The following is a 26,986-nucleotide window of genomic DNA, read 5'->3' as shown; positions in this document are numbered from 1 at the left end:
TGGATCGACTACGAAGAGGGCAGTACTGATACGCGCTCTGTGTCAGAGCGCGGCAGAGTGGGACGCGGTGTTGGACGAACACGGTGTTGGTTGATCGAGTGGGGAAGGCCTGTTGCCGGTTTCCGGAAACCTGGTCTGGACATCAGTGAGCCAAGTGGCTACACTGACCCTTTGCGCTGCCTGTTAGCTGCCCCCTGCCCGTCGCCAGGGGCATGCCCACGCTTGAGCACACCTGACTGATCCGCCCTGACCTGGTCTTTTGGGCCAGATTGAAAGCGTCTGTCTTCTGTGTCGGCTGGGACCGGTACGCGCGTAGTGAGTCCGAGCCCTCGGAAGGACCCCCTCTTGGCCGCCTCGCGCAACGCCTCGACCAATACGAACAACGGTGCCAGCACCGCCCCGCTGCGCATCTCCTTTGCAAAGATCAAGGAGCCCCTCGAGGTTCCGAACCTCCTGGCGCTGCAGACCGAGAGCTTTGACTGGCTGCTCGGTAACGCCGCCTGGAAGGCTCGCGTCGAGTCGGCTCTTGAGAGTGGACAGGACGTCCCCACCAAGTCCGGTCTTGAAGAGATCTTCGAGGAGATCTCGCCGATCGAGGACTTCTCCGGGTCGATGTCGCTGACTTTCCGCGACCACCGTTTCGAGCCGGCGAAGAACTCGGTCGACGAGTGCAAGGAGCGCGACTTCACGTACGCGGCGCCGCTCTTCGTTACCGCCGAGTTCACGAATAACGAGACCGGAGAGATCAAGTCTCAGACGGTCTTCATGGGCGATTTCCCGCTCATGACCAACAAGGGCACCTTCGTCATCAACGGCACCGAGCGTGTCGTCGTGTCGCAGCTCGTCCGTTCCCCCGGTGTCTACTTCGACTCCTCCATCGACAAGACGTCCGACAAGGACATCTTCTCCGCCAAGATCATCCCGTCCCGGGGTGCCTGGCTGGAGATGGAGGTCGACAAGCGCGACATGGTCGGTGTCCGCATCGACCGCAAGCGCAAGCAGTCCGTCACCGTCCTCCTCAAGGCCCTCGGCTGGACCACCGAGCAGATCCTCGAGGAGTTCGGCGAGTACGAGTCCATGCGCGCCACCCTGGAGAAGGACCACACCCAGGGCCAGGACGACGCGCTGCTCGACATCTACCGCAAGCTGCGCCCGGGCGAACCGCCGACGCGCGAGGCCGCTCAGACGCTGCTCGAGAACCTCTACTTCAACCCGAAGCGCTACGACCTCGCGAAGGTCGGCCGCTACAAGGTGAACAAGAAGCTCGGCGCCGACGAGCCGCTCGACGCCGGTGTGCTCACCACCGACGACATCATCGCGACGATCAAGTACCTCGTGAAGCTCCACGCGGGCGAGACCGAGACCACCGGTGAGTCGGGCCGTTCGATCGTCGTCGAGACCGACGACATCGACCACTTCGGCAACCGTCGTCTGCGCAACGTCGGCGAGCTCATCCAGAACCAGGTCCGTACGGGTCTGGCTCGTATGGAGCGCGTCGTGCGCGAGCGCATGACCACCCAGGACGTCGAGGCGATCACGCCGCAGACCCTGATCAACATCCGGCCGGTCGTCGCCTCCATCAAGGAGTTCTTCGGCACCAGCCAGCTGTCGCAGTTCATGGACCAGAACAACCCGCTGTCGGGCCTGACCCACAAGCGCCGCCTGTCGGCGCTGGGCCCCGGTGGTCTGTCCCGTGAGCGGGCCGGCTTCGAGGTCCGTGACGTCCACCCGTCGCACTACGGCCGCATGTGCCCGATCGAGACCCCCGAAGGCCCGAACATCGGTCTGATCGGCTCGCTCGCGTCCTACGGCCGCGTCAACGCGTTCGGCTTCGTCGAGACCCCGTACCGCAAGGTCGTCGACGGTGTCGTGACCGACGAGGTCGACTACCTGACCGCCGACGAGGAAGACCGCTTCGTCATCGCCCAGGCCAACGCCGGCCTGAACGACGAGATGCGCTTCACCGAGAACCGCGTCCTGGTCCGCCGTCGTGGCGGCGAGATCGACTACATCGCCGGCGACGACGTCGACTACATGGACGTCTCCCCGCGCCAGATGGTGTCCGTCGCGACCGCGATGATCCCCTTCCTGGAGCACGACGACGCCAACCGTGCCCTCATGGGCGCGAACATGATGCGCCAGGCCGTTCCGCTCATCAAGGCGGAGGCGCCGCTCGTCGGCACCGGCATGGAGTACCGCTGCGCCGTCGACGCCGGTGACTCGATCAAGGCGGAGAAGGACGGTGTCGTCCAGGAGGTCTCGGCCGACTACATCACCGTCGCCAACGACGACGGCACGTACACCACGTACCGCGTCGCGAAGTTCTCCCGCTCGAACCAGGGCACCTCGGTCAACCAGAAGGTCATCGTCAACGAGGGCGACCGGATCGTCGAGGCCCAGGTCCTCGCCGACGGCCCGGCCACCGAAGAGGGCGAAATGGCCCTCGGCAAGAACCTGCTCGTCGCGTTCATGCCGTGGGAAGGCCACAACTACGAGGACGCGATCATCCTGTCGCAGCGCCTCGTGCAGGACGACGTCCTCTCCTCGATCCACATCGAGGAGCACGAGGTCGACGCCCGTGACACCAAGCTGGGCCCCGAGGAGATCACCCGGGACATCCCGAACGTCTCCGAGGAGGTCCTCGCCGACCTCGACGAGCGCGGCATCATCCGCATCGGTGCGGACGTCGTCGCCGGCGACATCCTGGTCGGCAAGGTCACGCCCAAGGGTGAGACCGAGCTGACCCCGGAGGAGCGCCTGCTCCGCGCGATCTTCGGTGAGAAGGCCCGCGAGGTGCGTGACACCTCGCTCAAGGTCCCCCACGGTGAGATCGGCAAGGTCATCGGTGTCCGCGTCTTCGACCGCGAGGAGGGCGACGAGCTTCCTCCGGGCGTGAACCAGCTGGTCCGCGTCTACGTCGCCCAGAAGCGCAAGATCACCGACGGTGACAAGCTCGCCGGCCGTCACGGCAACAAGGGTGTCATCTCCAAGATCCTCCCGATCGAGGACATGCCCTTCCTCGAAGACGGCACGCCGGTCGACATCATCCTGAACCCGCTGGGTGTCCCGTCCCGAATGAACCCGGGACAGGTCCTGGAGATCCACCTCGGCTGGCTCGCCAGCCGCGGCTGGGACGTCTCCGGCCTCGCGGAGGAGTGGGCCGAGCGCCTCAAGGCGATCGGCGCCGACCGCGTCGAGCCCGGCACCAACGTCGCCACCCCGGTGTTCGACGGTGCCCGCGAGGACGAGCTGGCCGGCCTGTTCGAGCACACCATCCCGAACCGCGACGGCGACCGCCTGGTCCTGCCGTCCGGCAAGGCGCGTCTGTTCGACGGCCGCTCCGGCGAGCCGTTCCCGGACCCGATCTCGGTCGGGTACATGTACATCCTCAAGCTGCACCACCTGGTCGACGACAAGCTCCACGCCCGGTCGACCGGTCCGTACTCGATGATCACGCAGCAGCCGCTGGGTGGTAAGGCGCAGTTCGGTGGCCAGCGCTTCGGTGAGATGGAGGTGTGGGCGCTCGAGGCTTATGGCGCCGCTTACGCCCTCCAGGAGCTGCTGACCATCAAGTCCGACGACGTCACCGGCCGCGTGAAGGTCTACGAGGCCATCGTCAAGGGCGAGAACATCCCCGAGCCGGGCATTCCCGAGTCCTTCAAGGTGCTCATCAAGGAAATGCAGTCGCTCTGCCTCAACGTGGAGGTGCTGTCCTCGGACGGCATGTCCATCGAGATGCGCGACACCGACGAGGACGTCTTCCGCGCGGCGGAGGAGCTCGGTATCGACCTGTCCCGGCGTGAGCCGAGCAGCGTCGAAGAGGTCTGACGGGCCTGACGGGGGGCTCGCTCAAGAGCCCCCCGTCATCCCCGGGACCGTTCAGACCATGATTGAGACTCGACCCCGAAAGAGGGATTGACGCACAGTGCTCGACGTCAACTTCTTCGACGAGCTGCGGATCGGCCTTGCCACCGCGGACGACATCCGAACCTGGTCGCACGGCGAGGTCAAGAAGCCGGAGACCATCAACTACCGCACCCTCAAGCCCGAGAAGGACGGACTCTTCTGCGAGAAGATCTTCGGTCCTACCCGGGACTGGGAGTGCTACTGCGGCAAGTACAAGCGTGTCCGCTTCAAGGGCATCATCTGTGAGCGCTGTGGCGTCGAGGTCACGCGCGCCAAGGTGCGTCGTGAGCGGATGGGCCACATCGAGCTTGCCGCTCCCGTCACCCACATCTGGTACTTCAAGGGCGTCCCGTCGCGCCTGGGCTACCTGCTGGACCTCGCGCCGAAGGACCTCGAAAAGGTCATCTACTTCGCCGCGTACATGATCACGTTCGTGGACGACGAGCGCCGCACCCGCGACCTCCCGTCGCTGGAGGCCCACGTCTCCGTCGAGCGCCAGCAGATCGAGAACCGCCGTGACGCGGACCTCGAAGGCCGTGCCAAGAAGCTCGAGACCGACCTGGCCGAGCTGGAGGCCGAGGGCGCCAAGGCCGACGTGCGCCGCAAGGTGCGCGAAGGCGCCGAGCGCGAGATGAAGCAGCTGCGCGACCGTGCGCAGCGCGAGATCGACCGTCTGGACGAGGTCTGGTCCCGCTTCAAGAACCTCAAGGTCCAGGACCTCGAAGGCGACGAGCTGCTCTACCGCGAGCTGCGCGACCGCTTCGGTACGTACTTCGACGGTTCGATGGGTGCCGCGGCGCTGCAGAAGCGCCTGGAGTCCTTCGACCTGGAGGAGGAGGCCGAGCGCCTCCGCGAGATCATCCGTACCGGCAAGGGCCAGAAGAAGACCCGTGCGCTCAAGCGCCTCAAGGTCGTCTCGGCGTTCCTGCAGACCAGCAACAGCCCCAAGGGCATGGTTCTGGACTGCGTGCCGGTGATCCCGCCGGACCTGCGTCCGATGGTGCAGCTGGACGGTGGCCGCTTCGCGACCTCCGACCTGAACGACCTGTACCGCCGCGTGATCAACCGCAACAACCGTCTGAAGCGCCTGCTCGACCTCGGTGCCCCCGAGATCATCGTGAACAACGAGAAGCGGATGCTCCAGGAGGCGGTCGACGCCCTCTTCGACAACGGCCGTCGTGGTCGCCCGGTGACGGGCCCCGGCAACCGTCCGCTGAAGTCCCTGAGCGACATGCTCAAGGGCAAGCAGGGCCGTTTCCGTCAGAACCTCCTCGGCAAGCGCGTGGACTACTCCGCGCGTTCCGTGATCGTCGTCGGTCCGCAGCTCAAGCTGCACCAGTGCGGTCTGCCGAAGGCCATGGCGCTGGAGCTCTTCAAGCCGTTCGTGATGAAGCGCCTGGTCGACCTGAACCACGCGCAGAACATCAAGTCGGCGAAGCGCATGGTCGAGCGCGGCCGTACGGTCGTCTACGACGTGCTCGAAGAGGTCATCGCCGAGCACCCGGTGCTGCTGAACCGTGCGCCCACGCTGCACCGTCTCGGCATCCAGGCCTTCGAGCCCCAGCTGGTCGAAGGCAAGGCCATCCAGATCCACCCGCTCGTCTGCACCGCGTTCAACGCGGACTTCGACGGTGACCAGATGGCCGTGCACCTGCCGCTCTCCGCGGAGGCGCAGGCCGAGGCCCGCATCCTGATGCTGTCCTCGAACAACATCCTCAAGCCGGCCGACGGCCGTCCGGTCACGATGCCGACCCAGGACATGGTCCTCGGTCTGTTCTTCCTGACCACCGACGGTGAGCTGCGTGACACCAAGGGCGAGGGCCGCGCGTTCGGCTCCACGGCCGAGGCGATCATGGCGTTCGACGCCGGCGAGCTCGCTCTGCAGTCGCAGGTCGACATCCGCTTCCCGGTGGGCACCATCCCGCCGCGCGGCTGGGTGGCGCCGGTGGCCGAAGAGGGCGAGCAGGAGTTCCAGCCGGGCGACAGCTTCCGTCTCAAGACGACCCTGGGCCGCGCGCTCTTCAACGAGCTGCTGCCCGAGGACTACCCGTTCGTCGACTACTCGGTGGGCAAGAAGCAGCTCTCCGAGATCGTCAACGACCTGGCGGAGCGCTACCCCAAGGTGATCGTGGCGGCGACGCTCGACAACCTCAAGGCGGCCGGTTTCCACTGGGCGACCCGTTCGGGCGTCACCGTGGCCATCTCCGACGTCGTCGTGCCCGAGGCCAAGAAGGCCATCGTCGCGGGCTACGAGGCGATGGACGAGAAGGTCCAGAAGCAGTACGAGCGCGGTCTGATCACCAAGGACGAGCGCACGCAGGAGCTCATCGCGATCTGGACCAAGGCGACCAACGAGGTTGCCGAGGCGATGAACGCGAACTTCCCCAAGACGAACCCCATCTTCATGATGGTTGACTCGGGTGCCCGAGGAAACATGATGCAGATGCGACAGATCGCCGGTATGCGTGGTCTGGTGTCGAACGCGAAGAACGAGACCATCCCGCGTCCGATCAAGGCGTCCTTCCGTGAGGGCCTCACCGTTCTGGAGTACTTCATCTCCACGCACGGTGCCCGTAAGGGTCTGGCGGACACCGCCCTGCGTACCGCTGACTCGGGTTACCTCACCCGTCGTCTGGTGGACGTCTCGCAGGACGTCATCATCCGCGAGGAGGACTGCGGCACCGAGCGCGGCCTCAAGCTCAAGATCGGTGTCAAGGACGAGTCCGGCGTTCTGCGCAAGGCCGACGACGTCGAGACCTCCGTGTACGCCCGCATGCTGGCCGAGGACGTCGTCATCGACGGCAAGGTCATCGCGCCGGCGAACGTGGACCTCGGCGACGTGCTCATCGACGCCCTCATCGCGAACGGCGTCGAGGAGGTCAAGACCCGCTCGGTCCTGACCTGCGAGTCCGCGGTCGGCACCTGCGCCTTCTGCTACGGCCGCTCGCTGGCCACCGGCAAGCTGGTCGACATCGGTGAGGCGGTCGGCATCATCGCCGCCCAGTCCATCGGTGAGCCCGGTACCCAGCTGACGATGCGTACCTTCCACACCGGTGGTGTGGCCGGTGACGACATCACGCAGGGTCTGCCGCGTGTCGTCGAGCTCTTCGAGGCCCGTACCCCGAAGGGTGTCGCCCCGATCTCCGAGGCCGCCGGCCGCGTGCGGATCGAGGAGACCGAGAAGACGAAGAAGATCGTCATCACGCCCGACGACGGCAGCGAGGAGACGGCGTTCCCGATCTCCAAGCGCGCCAAGGTCATCGTGCACGAGGGCGACCACGTCGAGGTGGGCCAGAAGCTCACCATGGGTGCCACCAACCCGCACGACGTGCTGCGCATCCTCGGCCAGCGTGCCGTCCAGGTCCACCTGGTCGGCGAAGTCCAGAAGGTCTACAACTCGCAGGGCGTGTCGATCCACGACAAGCACATCGAGATCATCATCCGGCAGATGCTGCGCCGCGTGACGATCATCGAGTCCGGCGACGCGGAGCTCCTGCCGGGCGAGCTGGTCGAGCGGTCGAAGTTCGAGACCGAGAACCGTCGTGTGGTCACCGAGGGCGGTCACCCCGCCTCCGGCCGTCCGCAGCTGATGGGTATCACCAAGGCCTCGCTCGCGACCGAGTCGTGGCTGTCGGCGGCGTCCTTCCAGGAGACGACCAGGGTCCTGACGGACGCGGCGATCAACGCCAAGTCCGACTCCCTGATCGGCCTCAAGGAGAACGTCATCATCGGTAAGCTCATCCCGGCCGGTACGGGCCTGTCCCGCTACCGCAACATCCGGGTCGAGCCGACCGAGGAAGCCAAGGCCGCGATGTACTCGGCCGTCGGCTACGACGACATCGACTACTCGCCCTTCGGCACCGGCTCCGGCCAGGCTGTCCCGCTGGAGGACTACGACTACGGCCCGTACAACGGCTGACAGCTCGTATGAGGAAGCCCCCCGCTGCTCCGAGAGGAGCGGCGGGGGGCTTCTTCGTGTCCGGGGCCGTGGTCCGGGGGCAGGGCCGGGGGAGCCAGGTGCCGGGTCGGGGGCGCCGGGATGTCCCGGGCCCCCGGGAGCGGGCCTCAGGTCCGGCGGCGGCGGGAGGCGACCGTGACCGAGGCCAGGGCCAGGAGGGCGAGGGTCGCGGCGGCGAGGCCGGGGGTGAGGCCCCTGGGGGTGAAGGTGCAGGAGAGCTTCGAGGTGCCGGGCCTCAGGTCCAGGGCGACCAGGCCGTGGAAGGCGGTGGTGGGGGCGGAGCACTGCCAGCCCGGGACGGCGGTCATCGCGAAGACGGCGGTGCCGGTGGCGCCCGGCGGGAGGGTGGCTTCGACGCTGTGCCCGTCCGCGGTGACCTTCGTGGCGCCGGTGGCGGTGAGGTGGCGCACCGCGCTGTCGAGCCCGGCCCGGTCCAGGCAGCCGATGGGGTGGGAGCCGGCCGTCGCGTTCGCGGTGCGGGTGGCCACGGTGACGTCGAGCCGGCCGGAGGCGGGGACCGTGCCGATCGGGACGACCCCGCTCATGCGGTCCTGGAGGGGGCGGGTGAGCGGGCCCTGCGAGAGGGTGCCGTAGAGCTCCGGGGAGTACCAGTACGCCTCGGAGCCGGGCGTGCACTGGGCCGCGTACGTCTGCGCGGTGGCGCTGCCGCCCCGGGTGACCTGCGGGACCTGGTAGACGGTGGCGCCCAGGACGTTCTCCTGGCGGGCGTAGACGCTGTCGGCGGGGTTCGGGGAGGTGTAGGGGCCGCTGCGCACGGTCACGAGGGGCGGGGCGGGGAACTTCGAGGCGGTCCAGCTGTTCTTCGTGGCGCCGGGCCGCACCCGCGCCCCGATCGAGAAGATCGCGTCGAGGACGGGGTTGTCGGCGCCGAAGAAGGTCCGGCCGTCGTTCTTGAAGCCGTAGCCGAGGGGCTCCAGCGCCTCGTACGTGGCCTCGGGGAGGTAGCTGCTGTAGTACTGCGGCCCCTCCGCGCGCAGGGCCAGGGCGTCGTTGTACGAGGTCTGCGGGGCGCCCGAGTCGGTCCGGTACGCGGGCCAGCCGTCGACGCCCCGGACGGCGTCGAAGTGGCGGCTGATGGACTCGTTGGAGGTGGCGGCCGGCGCCGCCCAGCGTTCGCGGGCCCGCCGGGTGTCCGCATTGAGCGCGGCGGCGGTGGACTCCGCGAAGACGACGGCGACCATCAGGGCGGCCGCGACCGGGACGAGGAAGCGCCGCCTGTGGCCCAGCGAGAGCAGGACCAGCGCGAGCAGCGACAGGCCCCCGCCGCCGAGCACGGCCGGCCACGTCCAGCCGCCGAAGTCGTCGGTGTGGCGGAGCACGAAGGTGGCCAGCACCAGCAGGGCGGCCGACAGCGCGAGGTGCAGCGGGCGCGGGCGGTGGGCGAGTGACAGCCAGGCGGCGATCACCACCATGCCGCTGAACACGAAGGCCTCGCGGTACGGGTTGCCGTTGGGGACCGCCAGGCCGTGCCACACGTACTGGGTCGGCGGGAACTGGAACGAGGCGAGGACCAGCAGGGTCGCCGCGGCCCACACCAGGCGGGTCCTCACCGCGATCGCGGTGTTGAACAGGAACGCCCCCGCCAGGATCAGCCCCAGGGAGGCCACGTACAGCCGCGGCCGGCCGCCCCACAGGTGCGTGGCGGGGAGCATCCCGGACAGCAGGATCTCGATCCGGACCGGTTCGAAGGAGCCGGCCCGGGTGGGCTGCGCGGAGCCGCTGGACAGGAAGGACGGCAGGAGCAGGGGCAGGGTCAGCAGGACGCCCGTCGCGGTGGCCGTGGCCGCCCGCCACACGGCGCGCAGCCGCTCGGAGCCGGTCATCTCGCGGGTGGCGAGCCGGACGGCCAGGAGCACGCAGGCGGCCATCGTGGCCATCATCGCGGTGTAGAAGTTCCCGAACCAGGCGAGCGCGACGAACAGCGCGACGCCGGGCCAGCGCCGCTGCTCCAGGCACCACTCGACGGCGATGCCGAGCAGCGGCAGCGCGACCAGCCCCCACAGCCACATCGGGATGTACGAGGCGTCGCTCAGTGCCCACCCGCACAGCCCGTACGTCGCTCCGAGCACCCCGCGCTGCCACCAGGGACCGGGGTGCAGCTTGCCGAGGTACACCGTCATCACGGCGGCCGCGGCGCCCATCGTCAGCGGGGTGACGGCGAAGACGGCGAGGTCGACGTGGGCCCGGGGCACGAGGACGGCGAGCCAGGAGAACGGGTTGCCGAGGTAGGTGTAGTAGTCGGACAGGAACTGCTGGCCGAAGCCCCCGCGCCAGCTGAACAGCAGGTCGCCCGCGGCCTGCCCGTGCACCAGGTCCCACAGGGCGCGGTGGAAGGGCACGTACTGGTTGGCCTGGTCGTTGAGGGCGCGGCCGGTGTTCCCGAAGGGGAAGCTGCCGCGGGCCACCCAGGCCGCGCAGAACGCGCCCGAGGTGACGAGGAAGGCGAGCAGGGGGCCGCGGAGGCGGCCGAGGCGGCGCCGGGCGGGCGTGGGCCGCCGCCGGGCGGGAGCTTCCTGCGTGGTGGGCTCCGAGGCCACGGTTCCCAAAGCGCTGCTCCCTGCTGATCGACTTCGCCGGGTGGCGGTTTGTCCGGCTCGTCAGTCTAGGGCGGCGTGGGGAGCGCACGGCCACGTACCACATGCGTGCGGGTTCCGCACATCCGAGCCGGTGCGGGAGGGCGGTGGCGGCCCGGATCCCGTGCCCCGCCTGGCCTGCGGGTCTGTGGGGGAGGCGGCCCGGCAGGGGCCGCGGGGCTTTTGTTTTGACCGGAGTGGATGGGATGGGTACGCTCAGACCTTGTGCCTGGGGTGTGCCTGGGCTCCCGTGCGTGTCCATCAACCGCATAAGAGCCGATCAGCCACCGCGATCCACGTGTTCTTCGTTAGCGCGGAGCTCCACCGGATCCGACACACCCGACCGCGTGGGTCGGCAACGTTCCAGGTTAGCTTCACTACACGGCACACAGAAACCGGAGAAGTAGTGCCTACGATCCAGCAGCTGGTCCGTAAGGGCCGGCAGGACAAGGTCGAGAAGACAAAGACCCCCGCGCTTGAGGCTTCGCCCCAGCGTCGCGGCGTCTGCACGCGTGTGTTCACGACCACCCCGAAGAAGCCGAACTCGGCGCTCCGTAAGGTCGCGCGTGTGCGTCTGACCTCCGGCATCGAGGTCACCGCTTACATTCCGGGTGAGGGACACAACCTGCAGGAGCACTCGATCGTGCTCGTGCGTGGTGGCCGTGTGAAGGACCTGCCGGGTGTTCGTTACAAGATCATCCGCGGTGCGCTTGACACCCAGGCTGTCAAGAACCGCAAGCAGGCCCGCAGCCGCTACGGCGCCAAGAAGGAGAAGTAAGAATGCCTCGTAAGGGCCCCGCCCCGAAGCGCCCGGTCATCATCGACCCGGTCTACGCATCTCCTCTGGTGACCTCGCTCATCAACAAGATCCTCCTGAACGGCAAGCGCTCCACCGCCGAGCGCATCGTCTACGGCGCCATGGAAGGCCTCCGCGAGAAGACCGGCAACGACCCGGTCATCACGCTGAAGCGCGCGCTGGAGAACGTCAAGCCGTCCCTCGAGGTCAAGTCCCGCCGTGTCGGTGGCGCGACCTACCAGGTTCCGGTCGAGGTCAAGCCGGGTCGCCAGTCGACCCTCGCGCTGCGCTGGCTCGTGGGTTACTCCCGCGCCCGCCGCGAGAAGACCATGACCGAGCGCCTCATGAACGAGCTGCTCGACGCCTCCAACGGTCTTGGCGCTGCCGTCAAGAAGCGCGAGGACACGCACAAGATGGCCGAGTCCAACAAGGCCTTCGCGCACTACCGCTGGTAGTCCCACCCCACATCGAGACCGAGAGAAGACCGAAGCCTTATGGCTACCACTTCGCTTGACCTGGCCAAGGTCCGCAACATCGGGATCATGGCCCACATCGACGCGGGCAAGACGACCACCACCGAGCGCATCCTGTTCTACACCGGTGTGTCGTACAAGATCGGTGAGGTCCACGACGGCGCCGCCACGATGGACTGGATGGAGCAGGAGCAGGAGCGTGGTATCACCATCACGTCTGCCGCGACGACCTGCCACTGGCCTCTTGACGAGGTCGACCACACCATCAACATCATCGACACCCCGGGTCACGTCGACTTCACCGTAGAGGTGGAGCGTTCGCTCCGCGTCCTCGACGGTGCCGTCACCGTCTTCGACGGTGTCGCCGGTGTGGAGCCGCAGTCCGAGACGGTCTGGCGTCAGGCCGACCGTTACGGCGTGCCGCGCATCTGCTTCGTCAACAAGCTGGACCGTACCGGCGCCGAGTTCCACCGCTGCGTGGACATGATCGTGGACCGCCTCGGCGCGACCCCGATCGTCATGCAGCTGCCCATCGGCTCCGAGATGGACTTCCAGGGCGTCGTCGACCTCGTCCGCATGAAGGCTCTTGTGTGGTCCGCCGAGGCCTCCAAGGGCGAGATGTACGACGTCGTCGACATCCCCGCCTCGCACACCGAGGCCGCCGAGGAATGGCGCGCCAAGCTGGTCGAGACGGTCGCCGAGAACGACGAGCAGATGATGGAACTGTTCCTGGAGGGCACCGAGCCCACCGAGGAGCAGCTCTACGCCGCCGTCCGTCGTATCACCATCGCGTCCGGCAAGGGCGGCGACACCACCGTCACCCCCGTGTTCTGCGGCACCGCGTTCAAGAACAAGGGCGTCCAGCCCCTGCTCGACGCCGTCGTGCGCTACCTTCCCTCCCCCCTGGACGTCGAGGCCATCGAAGGCCACGACGTCAAGGACGCGGAGGTCGTCGTCAAGCGCAAGCCGGCCGACTCCGAGCCGCTGTCGGCCCTCGCGTTCAAGATCGCGAGCGACCCGCACCTCGGCAAGCTCACCTTCGTCCGGATCTACTCCGGTCGCCTGGAGGCCGGCACCGCGGTGCTGAACTCCGTCAAGGGCAAGAAGGAGCGCATCGGCAAGATCTACCGCATGCACGCGAACAAGCGTGAGGAGATCGAGTCGGTGGGCGCCGGTGACATCGTCGCCGTCATGGGCCTCAAGCAGACCACCACCGGTGAGACGCTGTGCGACGAGAAGGCCCCGGTCATCCTGGAGTCCATGGACTTCCCGGCCCCGGTCATCCAGGTCGCCATCGAGCCCAAGTCCAAGGGTGACCAGGAGAAGCTGGGTGTTGCCATCCAGCGTCTCGCGGAGGAGGACCCCTCCTTCCAGGTTCACTCGGACGAGGAGACCGGCCAGACCATCATCGGTGGTATGGGCGAGCTTCACCTCGACATCCTCGTCGACCGCATGCGTCGCGAGTTCAAGGTCGAGGCGAACGTCGGCAAGCCGCAGGTGGCCTACCGCGAGACGATCCGCAAGTCCGTCGAGCGTCACGACTACACCCACAAGAAGCAGACCGGTGGTACCGGTCAGTTCGCCAAGGTGCAGATCGCGATCGAGCCCATCGAGGGCGGCGAGGCGGCTTACGAGTTCGTCAACAAGGTCACCGGTGGACGCATCCCGCGTGAGTACATCCCGTCGGTGGACGCCGGTGCCCAGGAAGCCATGAAGTTCGGCATCCTCGCCGGCTACGAGATGACTGGCGTCCGCGTCATTCTTCTCGACGGTGGTTACCACGAGGTCGACTCCTCCGAACTCGCGTTCAAGATCGCCGGTTCGCAGGCCTTCAAGGAGGCCGCGCGCAAGGCTTCTCCCGTGCTCCTTGAGCCGATGATGGCCGTTGAGGTCACCACGCCCGAGGACTACATGGGTGAGGTCATCGGCGACATCAACTCTCGTCGTGGCCAGATCCAGGCCATGGACGAGCGTCACGGTGCTCGCATCGTGAAGGGCCTCGTGCCGCTTTCGGAGATGTTCGGCTACGTCGGAGACCTCCGCAGCAAGACCTCGGGTCGCGCCAGCTACTCGATGCAGTTCGACTCCTACGCCGAGGTTCCCCGGAACGTCGCTGAGGAGATCATCGCGAAGGCCAAGGGCGAGTAACTCTTCGGAGTACACGCTTTAGGCTTGTCACCGGTACCTCTGGGGCAACAGGAGCAACCGCTCCCGTTGCCCGGAGGGACTGGCATCCCAGCAAAGATCACCTGGCGCCGATCTGTCAGGCGTACCAGAACCACTCTCCAGGAGGACCCCCGTGGCGAAGGCGAAGTTCGAGCGGACTAAGCCGCACGTCAACATCGGCACCATCGGTCACATTGACCACGGTAAGACGACCCTCACGGCCGCCATTACCAAGGTGCTGCACGACGCGTACCCGGACCTGAACGAGGCCTCGGCCTTCGACCAGATCGACAAGGCTCCTGAGGAGCGCCAGCGCGGTATCACCATCTCCATCGCGCACGTCGAGTACCAGACCGAGGCGCGTCACTACGCCCACGTCGACTGCCCGGGTCACGCGGACTACATCAAGAACATGATCACCGGTGCCGCGCAGATGGACGGTGCCATCCTCGTGGTCGCCGCCACCGACGGCCCGATGCCGCAGACCAAGGAGCACGTGCTCCTGGCCCGCCAGGTCGGCGTCCCCTACATCGTCGTCGCCCTGAACAAGGCCGACATGGTGGACGACGAGGAGATCCTGGAGCTCGTCGAGCTCGAGGTCCGTGAGCTGCTCTCCGAGTACGACTTCCCGGGCGACGACCTGCCGGTCGTCCAGGTCTCCGCGCTCAAGGCGCTCGAGGGCGACAAGGAGTGGGGCGAGAAGCTCCTCGGCCTCATGAAGGCCGTGGACGAGTCGATCCCGACCCCGCCGCGCGACACCGACAAGCCCTTCCTGATGCCGGTCGAGGACGTCTTCACGATCACCGGTCGCGGTACGGTCGTCACCGGCCGCATCGAGCGTGGTGTCCTGAAGGTCAACGAGACCGTCGACATCATCGGTATCAAGGAAGAGAAGACCACCACCACGGTCACCGGTATCGAGATGTTCCGCAAGCTCCTCGACGAGGGCCAGGCCGGTGAGAACGTCGGTCTTCTCCTCCGTGGCATCAAGCGCGAGGACGTCGAGCGCGGCCAGGTCATCATCAAGCCCGGTTCGGTCACGCCGCACACCGAGTTCGAGGCCGCCGCGTACATCCTGTCGAAGGACGAGGGTGGCCGTCACACCCCGTTCTTCAACAACTACCGCCCGCAGTTCTACTTCCGTACCACGGACGTGACGGGCGTTGTGACCCTGCCTGAGGGCACCGAGATGGTCATGCCCGGTGACAACACCGACATGACGGTCTCCCTCATCCAGCCGGTCGCGATGGAAGAGGGCCTGAAGTTCGCCATCCGTGAGGGTGGTCGTACGGTGGGCGCCGGCCAGGTCACCAAGATCACGAAGTAATTCGTGTTCTGACCTGGTAGCTCGCGCGAGCGGGCACCACGTTTGACAGAGGGGCCCTTCCCCCGACGCTTCGGCGCCGGGGGAGGGGCCCTTCGTCGTACGCGGTGGCGAGGCCGGGGGCCTTGGGGGCTCCGGGTGCCACGGGGACTGCCGGGGGATTGCGGGGACTGCGGGGGATTGCGGGGACTGCGGGGCTACGCGACGGTCGCTCCGGCCGCTCGGCATTCTCCGCACAGGCCCGGTTCGAGGGCGCGGAAGGCGAGGCCGCAGCTCTCGTCGGTGCAGTTCTGGAACGGGTGCGGCGGTACGAAGGCGGGTGCGCGGGGTGTCGGCGCCTGGGCCGGCGGCATCTGGACGGTGAGCCGGTGGGCGAGCAGCCCGGCGGGGTTGCTCGGCTCGGACGGCAGGTGGGCCGTGAGCGCGGCGGTGACGGCGAAGGGCCGGGCACCGCGCTCCAGCCAGCACTCGACGGCGGGGGCGAGCCGCTCGATGTCCTGCCCCCCGAGCAGGAGGCGGGGGTCGGTGCGCCGCAGGTCCGCCAGGATGCCGACGGCGGCCTCACGCCGCCAGGAGCTGTCGGAGGTCACCGGCCGGGGGAGGGGTCGGCCGGTGTCCCGCGGGGGCAGGGCCTGGGTCCGGGCCTGCGGTTCGGCGGCCGGGGCGGGGTCGGCGAGCGGCGCGGGGGCCGGGGCGGGGTGGTCGGGCGTGGCCGCGGTGGCCGGGGCCGCGGGGGTCGGGGTGGCCGCGCGAGGGGGCGCGGGATGTGGGGCGGGGTCTTCCTCCCCCTCCGCAGCCGGGGCGGTTGTAGGACACCGTACGGGTGACCACCTGCCCGCCTGGCAGCCGTACGCGGGTCCGGGCGAGGTACACCTCCAGCTCGCGCAGCGCGCGGGCGATCCGGTGCTCGCTCTCGGGGAAGCGGGCGGCGAGGTCCTTGATGCCGATGCGGGAACCGGCCGGCAGCGACTGGATGTGGAGCGCCAGACCGATCGCCACGAGGGACATCTCGGCGTGCTGGGCGAGGTGGTTGCCGACCACGGTGAAGCGGCGGGTGTGCCGCACGTTGACGTGGATGACACCTGATCGGGGGGCATCCGCGCGATTGCGCCCGGAGGCGAGGAAGGGCTTCGCTTCCTGGTAGGCCAGGCCCCCGCCGGGATTCCGAGTCCCGTCGGGGGCCGACGTATGTCTGGAGTTGTCGGGCCGAGCATATGCCCGCCAACCCCCGCGAAAGCCGGCCGAGTTGTTCCGATTCACCCATCCGAGCGACGCGCCCTCGGCGGGAGGCTGGAGGGGTCTGGCAGGGTTCTTTTGCTTCCCGAGTACTTACCCCACACCTCTAACCCCACCACCCCTCCGCCCCCCGCATCGCGGCCCCCGCGTCCCGGTACTCCGTACATGCGGCGTCAGCGGTCCTGAGGGATCTCCCTCTGGAATTGCTCCACGTCGTCCCCGGTGTCGGGAGGTGCATCCGGGAGTGTCGCGAAGACCTTCCGCATCCGTTCGGCGTTATGGCAGTGCTATGAGCCGGAACGCACCGAGGGCGGCCAGGTAGTCATCTGCCACGCCGTCGGAGGGCAGGGTGTCGAGATGCTCGCGTGCCAGTTCCTCCGCTGCCGAAAGTACGGTCTCTGCCAGCTCGCCGGGCGCGAGGACCGAAACGGGACCCGACGGCCCAGTGACGCTGATGCCCTTCTTTGCCTTCACGAACGTCAGCTGGAAGGAGGTGTCAGCGCCCGTGAACGACACGGTCTTCGTCCGTCCTGTCAGGAACTCACGCAGGCAGTCGAGGAGTTGGGCGACCGAAACGTGGATCATCATTCCCTGGTCGGGTGACCGGCCCGCAGAGCGGGCTTCCCCCAGCTCGCCGGTCCACAGCATGTCGCCGAGGTCGAATCCGCTCGATTCGCCCTGACCCGGTCGAACGGTGAATTGCACGATCATGGGGTGTAGCTCTTTCCGACGGGGAAGAAGGTGATGATGCGGTTGCCGTCGTGTGAATCCACGAGCAGGCGATAGCGGGCGCGCAGACCATTCACGCTCATTCGTTTCTCGAATACCTGCATTCGGCGATCCGGATCGGATACGCGATTCCCCTTCTCGATCATAGTCGCGGCGGCCTCTTCCACTTGCTGCCTGGTTGTAGACGGAGGCATGAGGTCTCCGTGGCCTGATGCGTGATTGCCCGAGATGTGACGTTCGTCGATATGCTGCCAGCCCTCTTTCGGGTTCCCGTCTTCCAGCCTGGGCTTTGCTCTGCACAGGGCCAGGCCGAGGGGATCAACCCATTCCAGGGGGTTGGGCCCGTACCAGCACGGATTCGGACCGCCTGCCAGGCCCAGGGGGTCCGGGGTGAGGTAGCGGGAGGTTTCGGGGTCGTAGGTGCGGAAGACGTTGTGGTGGAGGCCCGACTCGGGGTCGAAGTACTGGCCCGGGAAGCGGAGCGGGGTGTAGGCCGTCGCGTCGCGGTTCCAGGTGGTGGTGCCCCAGAGGGTGGCGCGGGTGCGCCACGCCGTGGTGCCGTCCTCGGTGAGGAGCTCGGTCGGGGTGCCGACGAGGTCGGTGACGATGGCGAAGAAGCGGTCGTCCACCGTGTCGTCGTCGATGCGCTCGGACTGCGTCAGCGGGTGCAGGCCCTGGTGCGTCCAGGTGAGGGTGACCGGGCCGGTGGTCTGCTCGCAGAGAGTGGTGCCGTCCCAGGTGAAGGTGACCTCCTCCAGGACCGCGCCCGCGCTGGTGACGCGCTGTTTCGCCGTGCGGCGGCCCAGGGGGTCGTACGCGTACCGCCAGCGGGTGCCGTCCGGGGTGGTGACCGCCGACAGCTGCTCGTCGGCGTTCCACTCGTAGCGCCAGGTCTCCGGCTTGCGGGAGAGCCGGGTCTTCTGCCGCAGGGTGACCCGGCCGAGTGCGTCGTGCTCGTAGCGGACCGCCCCCGCGCGGGTGATGCGGGTGCCCTCGTACGAGCGGCCGCCCTGCGCGTCGGCGCCGGGGTGGCGGTCCGGCCAGCTGGCGTGGGTCTGGTTGCCCGCCTCGTCGTAGGCGTACCGCTCCGACCAGGAGCCGGCGTCCACCGCCGTCACGCGGGCGGCCGCGTCGAGGGTGAACGTCCGCGGGCCGGTCAGGGAGTCGTCCATCCCGGTGAGGTGGCCGTCCGCGCGGTAGCTGTAGCCCCGCCGCTGGAGGGCACGGCCGTCCCGGCCGACGACCGTCCGGGAGGAAAGGCGGCCCAGGAGGTCGTACTCGTGGGTGAGGGAGAGCGCGGGGCCCAGGCTGCGGGTGAGTTCCTGCCCGGCGGCGTCGCGCTCGAAGGTGATCGTGCGGCCGGCCGTCGTCAGGGACGTGCGGTGGCCGGCCGCGTCGTAGGTCCAGTGGGATTCGGCACCGCTGGGCGTGGTGCGGGTCGTGCGGCGCCCCAGGGCGTCGTAGGCGTACGTGAGCGTCCGGCCGTCGACCGTCTCCGCCAGGACCCGCCCCGCCCCGTCCCGGAGCCAGGTGATCGAGGACTGCGGCGAGATCAGCGAGGCGAGGCGGTCGGAGGAGTCGTAGCCGTACACCGTCGGGCCCGAGGCGGTGGTCTTGCGGGTGATCTGCCCGAGCGCGTTGCGGGTGTAGGTGACCGTGTTGCCCAGCGCATCGGTGCGGGTCGTGAGGGCGCCGGCCGCGTCGTACTCGTAGCTGAGGGTGCGACCGTCGAAGTCCGTCTCCGCGGACAGTTCGCCCGTGGGGGAGTACGCGTAACTCCACGTCAGACCCTGCGGGTTGGTGACCGTGGTGAGGCGCAGTTCCGTGTCGTGGCCGAACGTGTGCCGTGCGCCGTCGGGGCCGGTGCGGGCGGTGAGGAGGTCGAAGTCGCCGTACTCGTCGACCGTCACCCCGCCCGCGGCGTCCGTGTGCGTGAGGCAGTTGCCCTCGCCGTCGTACGTCCAGCTCTCCGACGTACCGTCCGGGTGCACGCGGCGGAGCAGGCGGCCCTCGACGCTCCAGCTCAGGCGGGTCGTGCGGCCCAGCGGGTCCGTGATCGTGACCGGGCGGCCGAAGGCGTCGCGGGCGTACGTGGTCGTCGCGCCCAGCGGATCCGTCGCCGAGACGAGCAGACCCGCGGGGTCGAAGCGGAACGTCGTGGTGTGACCCAGGGCGTCCGTGACCGAGGTCAGGTGGCCGCGCACGTCGTAGGTGAAGTGCGTGGTGGCGCCCGTGGGGTCGGTGGTGGACGTGCGGTTGCCCTGCTCGTCGTACGTGTGCGTCGTCGTCGCGCCGTCCGCCGACACGAGCGTCACCGGCAGGCCCAGGGCGTTGTACCGCGCCCGCGCGACCTTGCCGTCCGGGCGGGTCACCGACGTCAGGTGGCCGGCGTCGTCGTACGTCAGGCGGGTCGTGTGGCCCAGCGGATCCGTACGGGTAAGCAGGCGGCCGTAGCGGTCGTACGCGAAGCGCGTGGTCGCCCCGGCCGGGTCGGTCTCGGCGACGACCTGCGCCCGGTCGTCGGTCACGTACCGCTTGCGGTGGCCCAGGGAGTCCGTGAGGGTCGTGACGCCGTTCCCGTAGGAGAAGCGGATGTTCAGGTGGCCGTTCGTACCGGACTGGGCGATGCACCGGTGGCGCTCGTCGTAGACGTAGTCGAAGCGCCGGTCGTTCGTGTCGGTCCAGGAAGTGATCCGGCCCAGTGCGTCGTATCCGAAGCGCAGGGGGAGGCCCGAGGAGTTGGTGACCTCGGTGAGGTTGCCGTCGGTGTAGCCGTAGCGCAGGACCTGGGTGCCGTCCGCCAGGGCCAGGCCGGTTATTCGGCCGTCCGCTGTGGTCAGGCGCAGCTCGTGGCCGCCGCTGTGGGATATCGACAGCGGGGCGCCCGTCGTGTCGTCGTAGGCGTACGAGATCCAGGCGCCGTTGCGGTCGTCCAGCTGCGTGAGGACGCCGTCTTCGGCGAAGTGGCGCACGTACCCCGACTCGGGGTCGGTGACGGTGTAGCCGCCGTCCGCGTCGCGCGTCATCGGCCAGCGCCGGCCGTGGGAGGGGAAGACCGCAGGACCGGCCTGCTCCGGGTGGGGGTAGGCCAGCAGGCTGCCGTCCTCGCAGACGAGGATGACGCCCTCGGCGTCGATTTCCAGGCGCTGGTCGACCGTCGACGCCCAGGTGGGGCCGAACCACCGGCCCGAGCGGTACGAGGACTCGAAGGTCCGGGTGAAGACGAGCGGGAGCGAGCCCGGCAGGACCAGGTCCGTCTGCGGAAGCAGCATCCGGCCGGTCGCCACGTCGACCGGGTCGCCCTCGCAGGGGACGTTCCTCTTCTCGCGGGCTCCGGGCCCCTCGTTGCCCTTGAGCCCCTCACGGGTCGAGGGGGTGTGTCCGGCCGCCGGGCCCTCGGGGAGCTTGGGCGGCTTGGGCAGTTCGCCGTTGGCCAGCCGGCTCAGGACGGAGGTCTTGCGGAGCGCGCCGGTGGCGGCGCTCGCCCCTTTCGCCCCGGCGACCTCGGCGTAGATCTTGCCGAGGGCTTCGTCGGGGTCCTTCATGAACTGCTCGTACATCAGCGAAGCGGCCCCGGCGGGGTCGTTCGCCATCGTCAGCATGCCGACGCCCAGGCCGCTGAGCCGCATCTTGTACTCGGTGGGATGCATGCGGTTGTACGGATCCAGGGGGTCGACCGCGCGGAAGAAATCGACCGTGGCCGCCAGCCCCTTGATGAACCCGCCGCCCTGGTGTTCCAGCCCGAGTCCGCGAATGGCTCCCTCGTAGACCAGTTGCCTGGCCAAGGACGGCAGGGGCGGGGCGGCGTCCCGCGCCTTCGTCAGCGCCCGGACCGCCGTTCGCGCTGCCTCGTCGCGCTGGTGGCGCGCCTCGGCCAGCTTCTCGCGGGCCGCCTTGATGCCGTCGGCCCCGGGGTCGGTGAAGCCCATCGGGCGGGCCGGCAGCGGGTCCTGCTTGCTGCGGATCGCCGCGTTGTACGTGTCGACCCACTTGTTGTAGGCGTCGTGGGCCGCCCGTGACGTCCTGACGGCGGTGGTGTACTCGTCCAGCGCCTCCTTGGCGCGGCCCTGGGCCCATTCCACCGTGTCCGCGAAGTGGTTCAGGGCCCCTGCGGCCGTCTCGAAGGCGTCCGCGGCCGCGAACCATTTGGGCGGCTGCTTCTGCGCGAGCACCCGGAATCCTTCGGCGGCGGCACCCTTGATGCCGTCCTCGTCGAGCCCTTTGAGGCCCTCGCCGGTCTTGTCGAAGGCGGCCTGGAAGTCCGCCAGGTGCGAGGCGGTCGCCCGGAGCTTGGACGGGCTGCCGTGGATCAGCTTCTTCGGGTCGTCGGTGTGGCCCAGCTCGGCCTCTTCGACCTCCGCCCCGAGCCGGTTGGCGACCTTGTCCGCGCCGTCCCGTACGACATCGGCGGCCTCATGGAGTCCTGCCTTGTCGAGACCGGCCCCCGCCTTGTCACCCACCCATTCGACGCCGTCGCCGACGGCCCTCTTGCCGGCGTCCAGCCACCCCTGGAGGTCGCGCCCCATCAGCGCTCACCCTCCTGGGCGGTGCCGTGCTCCGCCTGGCGAGCCCGTTCCCGCACGAGGGCGAGGGCGGCGGGGTCCAGCTCCCCAGCAGCGGCCGCCCCGTCCAGCAGCTGGGCGCCGTAGCCCTTGGTCACCGCGTCCCGCTTGGCCTGTTCCCATTGCTGCCGGAACTCGTCGCGCGCCTTCTGGGCCTCTTCCGGGGTCTCCTGGCGAAACGGTGCCTTGATGTCGTCCCAGGAGGTCTTCTCGACCGTGTCCTCGTCGGCGTGCGGATCGCCGATCACGGAGTTGGCCGCGACCTTGAACGTGCCCCTGCGGTACTGGTCCTCCTCCCAGATCATCCCGGCGGAGATGTTCAGCGCGGCCGTCAGGCCACTGACCTCTTCGACGAGGGCGCGCACTCCCCAGTCCCAGCGCGTGCACAGGTCCCGGAAGACGGACGTGACATCCGGGTGGCCGGCCTCCATGCCGGTCAGCGCGAGCTTTTCGAGCCCCGCGCCCACGGTCGCGCCGGCGTCCGGGGCGAACTCGCGCAGTTCGGCGATCGCCCCGCGCAGCCCGTCCGTGATGTTCCTGACGGCGACCGGGTCCATCTCCAGGTCTTTGCCGTTGTCCGTGTTCAAGATCCACCCCCATGGTCCGGGCAAGGGTAAGCGGCGCCTCGGACATGCGGTGCCGGGTGGTGGGGATTTGGCCAGGGCGGAAAACAGCTGGTCCGGGGGTGTGCGAGGCTCCGCAGCGCATGGTGTGGACATCTCAAGGGGGAGTGGTGGGGAACAGCGACGACGCGCGCGGAGCCGGCGTGTCCGACGAGGAGTGGGCGCGGTTCGTCCGGGAGGCGGAGAGCGGGGCGGGCCAGGCGCCGAAGGAGCCGTCGGCGCGGGCCCGGATGGTGACGGAGCGGCTGCGCCAGGAGGACGAGGAGCGGGCCGCCCGGGAGCGCGGCTGGAAGGGGCGCAAGGCGCGCAGGGCCCGGCAGGCCGCCGAGCCCGCCGGGTGGCGGACGGGGCCGGCCTGGCAGGAGCTGGAAGGCCGGCGGAAGGGCATGCGGCGGCTCAAGGCGACCGCGGCCGTCGGGTTCATCGCCGTGCTCGCGCTGGTGGCCGTACGGCCGGAGCTGCTGATCGACCGGCTCACGGCTGAGGCGGAGGCCCGGAAGGACGCCCGGAGCGCCGCTCCGCTGCCCGCGGAGTCCGTACGCCCCACGGGCGCGCCCGCGCAGGGGCACCCCGACCGGCCGACCCCGCGGGACCCCTTCCGCGGCTCGCCGGCGCTCCAGTGGGCCGACGGCGCCGCCGGGATCGAGGTCCCGCAGGCGACGGCGGTCGGCGGGGTGGCCGAGGACCGGGTCGCGGACGCGCTGGCCAAGGCGAAGCAGTTCCTGGTGGCCGCCAACCTGGACCCCGCAGTCCTGCGCGGTGGGCGGCCCGAGGCGGCCCTCAAGCTGCTGGACCCGCAGGACGCGGAGCTGCGTCAGGAGCTGGACGCCTCCTTCGCGCAGCCGGCGCGTGAGCACGACCCGCTGAACCTGTTCACGCGCTACGACCCGGCCGAGCTGAGGCCCGTCGGCGACGTGGTCAAGGTGCGGGGCCGGATGTGGGTCGAGCCGGGGGAGAGGGCCGGGGAGGCCCAGGTGAAGGCGGACTACTCCTTCGTCTACCCCTTCGTGAAGATGGGCGGGAACCCGGAGGACGTCGCGCGCACCATCATGCGGCGCGAGCTCACTCTCGTGGTCGCCGACCCCGCCAAGTGGCGGGTGACGCCCGGCACCGTGCGGCTCGCGTCCTACCGGCAGGACCTCGCGAACAGCGCCTGCGACCGGTTCGACGGGTACGTGCACCCGTCCTTCTTCTCGGACCCCGACGATCGAGGACCGGCGCCCTCGGGTTCCCCGGTCGATCCGTACGACCGGAGCAAGAGCATCGACGCGCGGCCGCAGGAGGGATGCGGGACCGCCTCACGTTCCTGAGCGCCGGTCCGGCCCTCGGAGGTCCCCCACCGGAAAAACGTCGCGGCGTAGTTTGACGTGTCCGCGCGGCCGGGTATTGTTCTGCGCCCGATTGGCGCAGTACGTGTCTCGTGTGGCAGACTACTCAAGTTGCTCGGTTGAGTGCCGATGCTGCGCGCCTCCCGCCGGGAGGACCGGAAGCGAGTCCCACAGTACTCGTCGCCTCTAACTGTCCCTCGGGGCAGCAATGGGGGCGGACGTACGGGAATCTTTCGGGAAGTGTCAGCACGGGGCCCACCAGGCACCCGGTGGGTGTTTCTCCCCCGAAGCGCGGTCCTGGGACCGCACCCCCTTGGACGAGGGAATTTCCGTATGGGAATTTTCTGTAGAGGGAGTGCGACACGCCCGACCGCGTGGGTCGGAGGGAAGCGGTGGAGAGATCCACAGCCGCCCGGGAGCCAGAGCGTTTCCACAACAGACAGGACTACGGAGTAGCCATGGCGGGACAGAAGATCCGCATCCGGCTCAAGGCCTACGACCACGAGGTCATCGACTCCTCGGCGAAGAAGATCGTCGAGACGGTGACGCGCACTGGTGCGTCGGTCGCGGGCCCGGTGCCGCTGCCCACTGAGAAGAACGTGTACTGCGTCATCAAGTCGCCGCACAAGTACAAGGACTCGCGCGAGCACTTCGAGATGCGCACGCACAAGCGCCTGATCGACATCCTCGACCCGACTCCCAAGACCGTTGACTCGCTGATGCGCCTGGACCTTCCGGCCGGCGTTGACATCGAGATCAAGCTCTGAGAGGCGTCGAGAAGATGGCAAAGCAGATCAAGGGCGTCCTGGGCGAGAAGCTCGGCATGACCCAGGTCTGGGACGAGAACAACCGTGTCGTCCCGGTGACCGTGGTCAAGGCCGGACCCTGCGTCGTTACCCAGGTCCGTACGAACGACATCGACGGCTACGAGTCGGTCCAGATCGCCTTCGGCGAGATCGACCCGCGCAAGGTGAACAAGCCCCTCAAGGGCCACTTCGCCAAGGCCGACGTGACCCCCCGCCGCCACCTGGTGGAGCTCCGCACCTCCGACGCCAGCGAGTACACGCTCGGCCAGGAGATCACTGCTGAGGTGTTCGAGTCCGGCGTCAAGGTCGACGTCACGGGCAACAGCAAGGGCAAGGGCTTCGCCGGTGTCATGAAGCGGCACAACTTCCGGGGCCTCGGCGCCGGTCACGGTGTGCAGCGCAAGCACCGCTCCCCCGGTTCGATCGGTGGCTGCGCCACCCCTGGGCGTGTCTTCAAGGGCATGCGCATGGCTGGTCGTATGGGCAACGAGCGCGTCACCACCCAGAACCTGACCATCCACGCGGTAGACGCGGAGAAGGGTCTGCTCCTCATCAAGGGCGCAGTCCCCGGTCCGAACGGCGGCCTCGTCCTGGTCCGTACCGCGGCCAAGGGGGCTTGAGGTTAATGAGCACCATTGACATCCTTTCGCCGGCAGGCGACAAGGCCGGTACCGTCGAGCTCCCCGCGGAGATCTTCGACGCGAAGACCAGCGTTCCGCTGATCCACCAGGTCGTCGTCGCACAGCTGGCAGCTGCCCGTCAGGGCACGCACAAGACCAAGACCCGTGGCGAAGTCCGTGGTGGTGGCCGCAAGCCGTACCGCCAGAAGGGCACCGGCCGCGCGCGTCAGGGTTCCACCCGCGCTCCGCAGTTCGCCGGCGGTGGCGTCGTCCACGGCCCGCAGCCGCGTGACTACTCGCAGCGGACCCCGAAGAAGATGAAGGTCGCCGCCCTCCGCGGTGCCCTCTCGGACCGCGCGCGTCACTCCCGCATCCACGTCGTCACCGGCGTGGTCGAGGGTGCCGCCTCCACGAAGGCCGCCAAGACGCTGTTCGGCAAGATCTCGGAGCGCAAGAACCTGCTCCTGGTCGTCGAGCGTGCCGACGAGGCCGCGTGGCTGTCCGCCCGCAACCTGCCCCAGGTTCACATCCTGGAGCCGGGCCAGCTGAACACGTACGACGTGATCGTCTCTGACGACGTGGTCTTCACCCAGGCCGCGCTGGAGTCCTTCGTGTCTGGCCCCAAGGCCGATGAGACCGAAGGGAGCGACGCCTGATGTCTGAGGCGACCGTTACCAGCAAGACCTTCACTGACCCGCGCGACCTGCTGATCAAGCCGGTTGTCTCGGAGAAGAGCTACGCGCTGCTGGACGAGAACAAGTACACGTTCATCGTCGCGCCTGGCGCCAACAAGACCCAGATCAAGCAGGCCGTCGAGGCGGTCTTCTCGGTCAAGGTCACCGGGGTCAACACGATCAACCGTCAGGGTAAGCGCAAGCGCACCAAGACCGGTTTCGGCAAGCGCGCCAACACCAAGCGCGCCATCGTGACCCTCGCTGAGGGCGACCGAATCGACATCTTCGGCGGCCAGGCCTCCTAACGGAGTCCTGAGTCGTCCGGAATCGGACGAGGACTGAGAAATGGGTATCCGCAAGTACAAGCCGACGACCCCGGGCCGTCGTGGCTCCAGCGTCGCCGACTTTGTCGAGATCACGCGGTCCACGCCGGAGAAGTCGCTGGTTCGCCCGCTGCACAGCAAGGGCGGCCGTAACAACACCGGTCGGATCACCGTTCGCCACCAGGGTGGTGGACACAAGCGCGCCTACCGCGTGATCGACTTCCGTCGTCACGACAAGGACGGCGTGCCGGCCAAGGTCGCGCACATCGAGTACGACCCCAACCGCACCGCGCGCATCGCGCTGCTGCACTACGCCGACGGCGAGAAGCGCTACATCATCGCGCCGCGCGGTCTGCAGCAGGGTGACCGGATTGAGAACGGCCCGACGGCCGACATCAAGCCGGGCAACAACCTGGCGCTGCGCAACATCCCGGTTGGTACGACCATCCACGCGATCGAGCTGCGTCCCGGCGGCGGTGCGAAGTTCGCCCGCTCCGCGGGTGCGTCCGTGCAGCTGCTGGCGAAGGAGGGCACCATGGCCCACCTCCGCATGCCGTCCGGTGAGATCCGTCTCGTCGACGCGCGCTGCCGCGCCACGGTCGGCGAGGTCGGCAACGCCGAGCAGTCGAACATCAACTGGGGCAAGGCCGGCCGCATGCGCTGGAAGGGCGTTCGCCCGTCCGTCCGCGGTGTCGCGATGAACCCGGTTGACCACCCGCACGGTGGTGGTGAGGGCAAGACCAGCGGTGGTCGCCACCCGGTCTCCCCGTGGGGTCAGAAGGAGGGTCGTACTCGCTCGCCGAAGAAGGCTTCGAGCAAGTACATCGTCCGCCGCCGCAAGACGAACAAGAAGCGCTAGGAGCGGGTT

The 26,986-nt window shown here is 68.5% G+C and carries 18 protein-coding genes; 12 read left to right on the top strand and 6 right to left on the bottom strand.

The features are described from left to right. Nucleotides 1-345: 345 nt before the first annotated feature. Complete coding sequence (gene rpoB, locus ACIA6C_RS09240) at nt 346-3,828, top strand: DNA-directed RNA polymerase subunit beta (RefSeq protein ID WP_329197481.1); 3,483 nt, start codon at nt 346-348, stop codon at nt 3,826-3,828. A gap of 97 nt (nt 3,829-3,925) precedes the next feature. After that, nucleotides 3,926-7,825: a DNA-directed RNA polymerase subunit beta' gene (locus ACIA6C_RS09235; RefSeq protein WP_361133966.1), complete on the top strand. Its 3,900-nt coding sequence runs from the start codon at nt 3,926-3,928 to the stop codon at nt 7,823-7,825. Between the two features lie 146 nt (nt 7,826-7,971). On the opposite strand, the gene ACIA6C_RS09230 is transcribed toward ACIA6C_RS09235, so the two are convergent. Next, complete coding sequence (locus tag ACIA6C_RS09230) at nt 7,972-10,422, bottom strand: YfhO family protein (RefSeq protein ID WP_399274546.1); 2,451 nt, start codon at nt 10,420-10,422, stop codon at nt 7,972-7,974. Nucleotides 10,423-10,864: 442 nt separating this feature from the next. On the opposite strand from ACIA6C_RS09230, the gene rpsL reads away from it, so the two are divergent. From rpsL to tuf, 4 genes are all read left to right on the top strand, one after another. After that, on the top strand, nt 10,865-11,236 hold the full coding sequence (gene rpsL / locus ACIA6C_RS09225; RefSeq protein ID WP_007265893.1) for a 30S ribosomal protein S12: 372 nt from the start codon (nt 10,865-10,867) through the stop codon (nt 11,234-11,236). A gap of 2 nt (nt 11,237-11,238) precedes the next feature. Then, nucleotides 11,239-11,709, top strand: coding sequence for a 30S ribosomal protein S7 (gene rpsG, locus ACIA6C_RS09220; RefSeq protein ID WP_007265894.1), 471 nt, complete (start codon nt 11,239-11,241; stop codon nt 11,707-11,709). Between the two features lie 39 nt (nt 11,710-11,748). Continuing rightward, on the top strand, nt 11,749-13,875 hold the full coding sequence (gene fusA / locus ACIA6C_RS09215; RefSeq protein ID WP_136213221.1) for an elongation factor G: 2,127 nt from the start codon (nt 11,749-11,751) through the stop codon (nt 13,873-13,875). Between the two features lie 151 nt (nt 13,876-14,026). Continuing rightward, on the top strand, nt 14,027-15,220 hold the full coding sequence (tuf, locus tag ACIA6C_RS09210) for an elongation factor Tu (RefSeq protein ID WP_136213222.1): 1,194 nt from the start codon (nt 14,027-14,029) through the stop codon (nt 15,218-15,220). A 194-nt stretch (nt 15,221-15,414) separates the two neighbouring features. On the opposite strand, the gene ACIA6C_RS09205 is transcribed toward tuf, so the two are convergent. From ACIA6C_RS09205 to ACIA6C_RS09185, 5 genes are all read right to left on the bottom strand, one after another. Then, entirely contained in the window at nt 15,415-15,807 is a 393-nt protein-coding gene (locus ACIA6C_RS09205) for a hypothetical protein (RefSeq protein WP_399273953.1), read from the bottom strand. Beyond that, on the bottom strand, nt 15,779-16,282 hold the full coding sequence (locus tag ACIA6C_RS09200) for a hypothetical protein (RefSeq protein ID WP_399273951.1): 504 nt from the start codon (nt 16,280-16,282) through the stop codon (nt 15,779-15,781). Before ACIA6C_RS09200 ends, ACIA6C_RS09205 begins: the two co-directional genes overlap by 29 nt. A 447-nt stretch (nt 16,283-16,729) precedes the next feature. Continuing rightward, nucleotides 16,730-17,164 (bottom strand): hypothetical protein, encoded by a 435-nt coding sequence (locus ACIA6C_RS09195; protein ID WP_399273949.1) that lies wholly within the window; start codon nt 17,162-17,164, stop codon nt 16,730-16,732. Next, nucleotides 17,161-21,708 (bottom strand): putative T7SS-secreted protein, encoded by a 4,548-nt coding sequence (locus ACIA6C_RS09190; RefSeq protein WP_399273947.1) that lies wholly within the window; start codon nt 21,706-21,708, stop codon nt 17,161-17,163. Before ACIA6C_RS09190 ends, ACIA6C_RS09195 begins: the two co-directional genes overlap by 4 nt. Beyond that, entirely contained in the window at nt 21,708-22,331 is a 624-nt protein-coding gene (locus tag ACIA6C_RS09185; RefSeq protein WP_399273945.1) for a hypothetical protein, read from the bottom strand. Before ACIA6C_RS09185 ends, ACIA6C_RS09190 begins: the two co-directional genes overlap by 1 nt. Nucleotides 22,332-22,477: 146 nt before the next feature. Here ACIA6C_RS09185 and ACIA6C_RS09180 point away from each other — a divergent pair, with 146 nt between their 5' ends. From ACIA6C_RS09180 to rplB, 6 genes are all read left to right on the top strand, one after another. Then, nucleotides 22,478-23,677 (top strand): hypothetical protein, encoded by a 1,200-nt coding sequence (locus ACIA6C_RS09180; protein ID WP_399273943.1) that lies wholly within the window; start codon nt 22,478-22,480, stop codon nt 23,675-23,677. 476 nt (nt 23,678-24,153) lie between these two features. Beyond that, complete coding sequence (rpsJ, locus tag ACIA6C_RS09175; protein WP_003948644.1) at nt 24,154-24,462, top strand: 30S ribosomal protein S10; 309 nt, start codon at nt 24,154-24,156, stop codon at nt 24,460-24,462. Nucleotides 24,463-24,476: 14 nt separating this feature from the next. Next, nucleotides 24,477-25,121 carry a 50S ribosomal protein L3 gene (gene rplC, locus ACIA6C_RS09170; RefSeq protein ID WP_007265899.1) on the top strand — a complete coding sequence of 215 codons (645 nt, stop codon included), beginning with the start codon at nt 24,477-24,479 and terminating at the stop codon, nt 25,119-25,121. Between the two features lie 5 nt (nt 25,122-25,126). Then, nucleotides 25,127-25,777: a 50S ribosomal protein L4 gene (rplD, locus tag ACIA6C_RS09165; protein ID WP_031152736.1), complete on the top strand. Its 651-nt coding sequence runs from the start codon at nt 25,127-25,129 to the stop codon at nt 25,775-25,777. Beyond that, nucleotides 25,777-26,100, top strand: coding sequence for a 50S ribosomal protein L23 (gene rplW / locus ACIA6C_RS09160; protein ID WP_037792012.1), 324 nt, complete (start codon nt 25,777-25,779; stop codon nt 26,098-26,100). The genes rplD and rplW overlap by 1 nt, the downstream gene beginning before the upstream one ends. A gap of 40 nt (nt 26,101-26,140) precedes the next feature. Next, a complete protein-coding gene (gene rplB / locus ACIA6C_RS09155; protein ID WP_136213227.1) occupies nt 26,141-26,977 on the top strand; it encodes a 50S ribosomal protein L2 in 837 nt (278 codons plus the stop codon). Nucleotides 26,978-26,986: the final 9 nt, after the last annotated feature.

It is taken from the genome of Streptomyces sp. NPDC051578 (genome assembly GCF_044454045.1).
GTDB lineage: Bacteria > Actinomycetota > Actinomycetes > Streptomycetales > Streptomycetaceae > Streptomyces.
The sequence above is the reverse complement of the archived record's forward strand: the minus strand, read 5'-3'. Positions and strand labels throughout refer to the sequence as shown.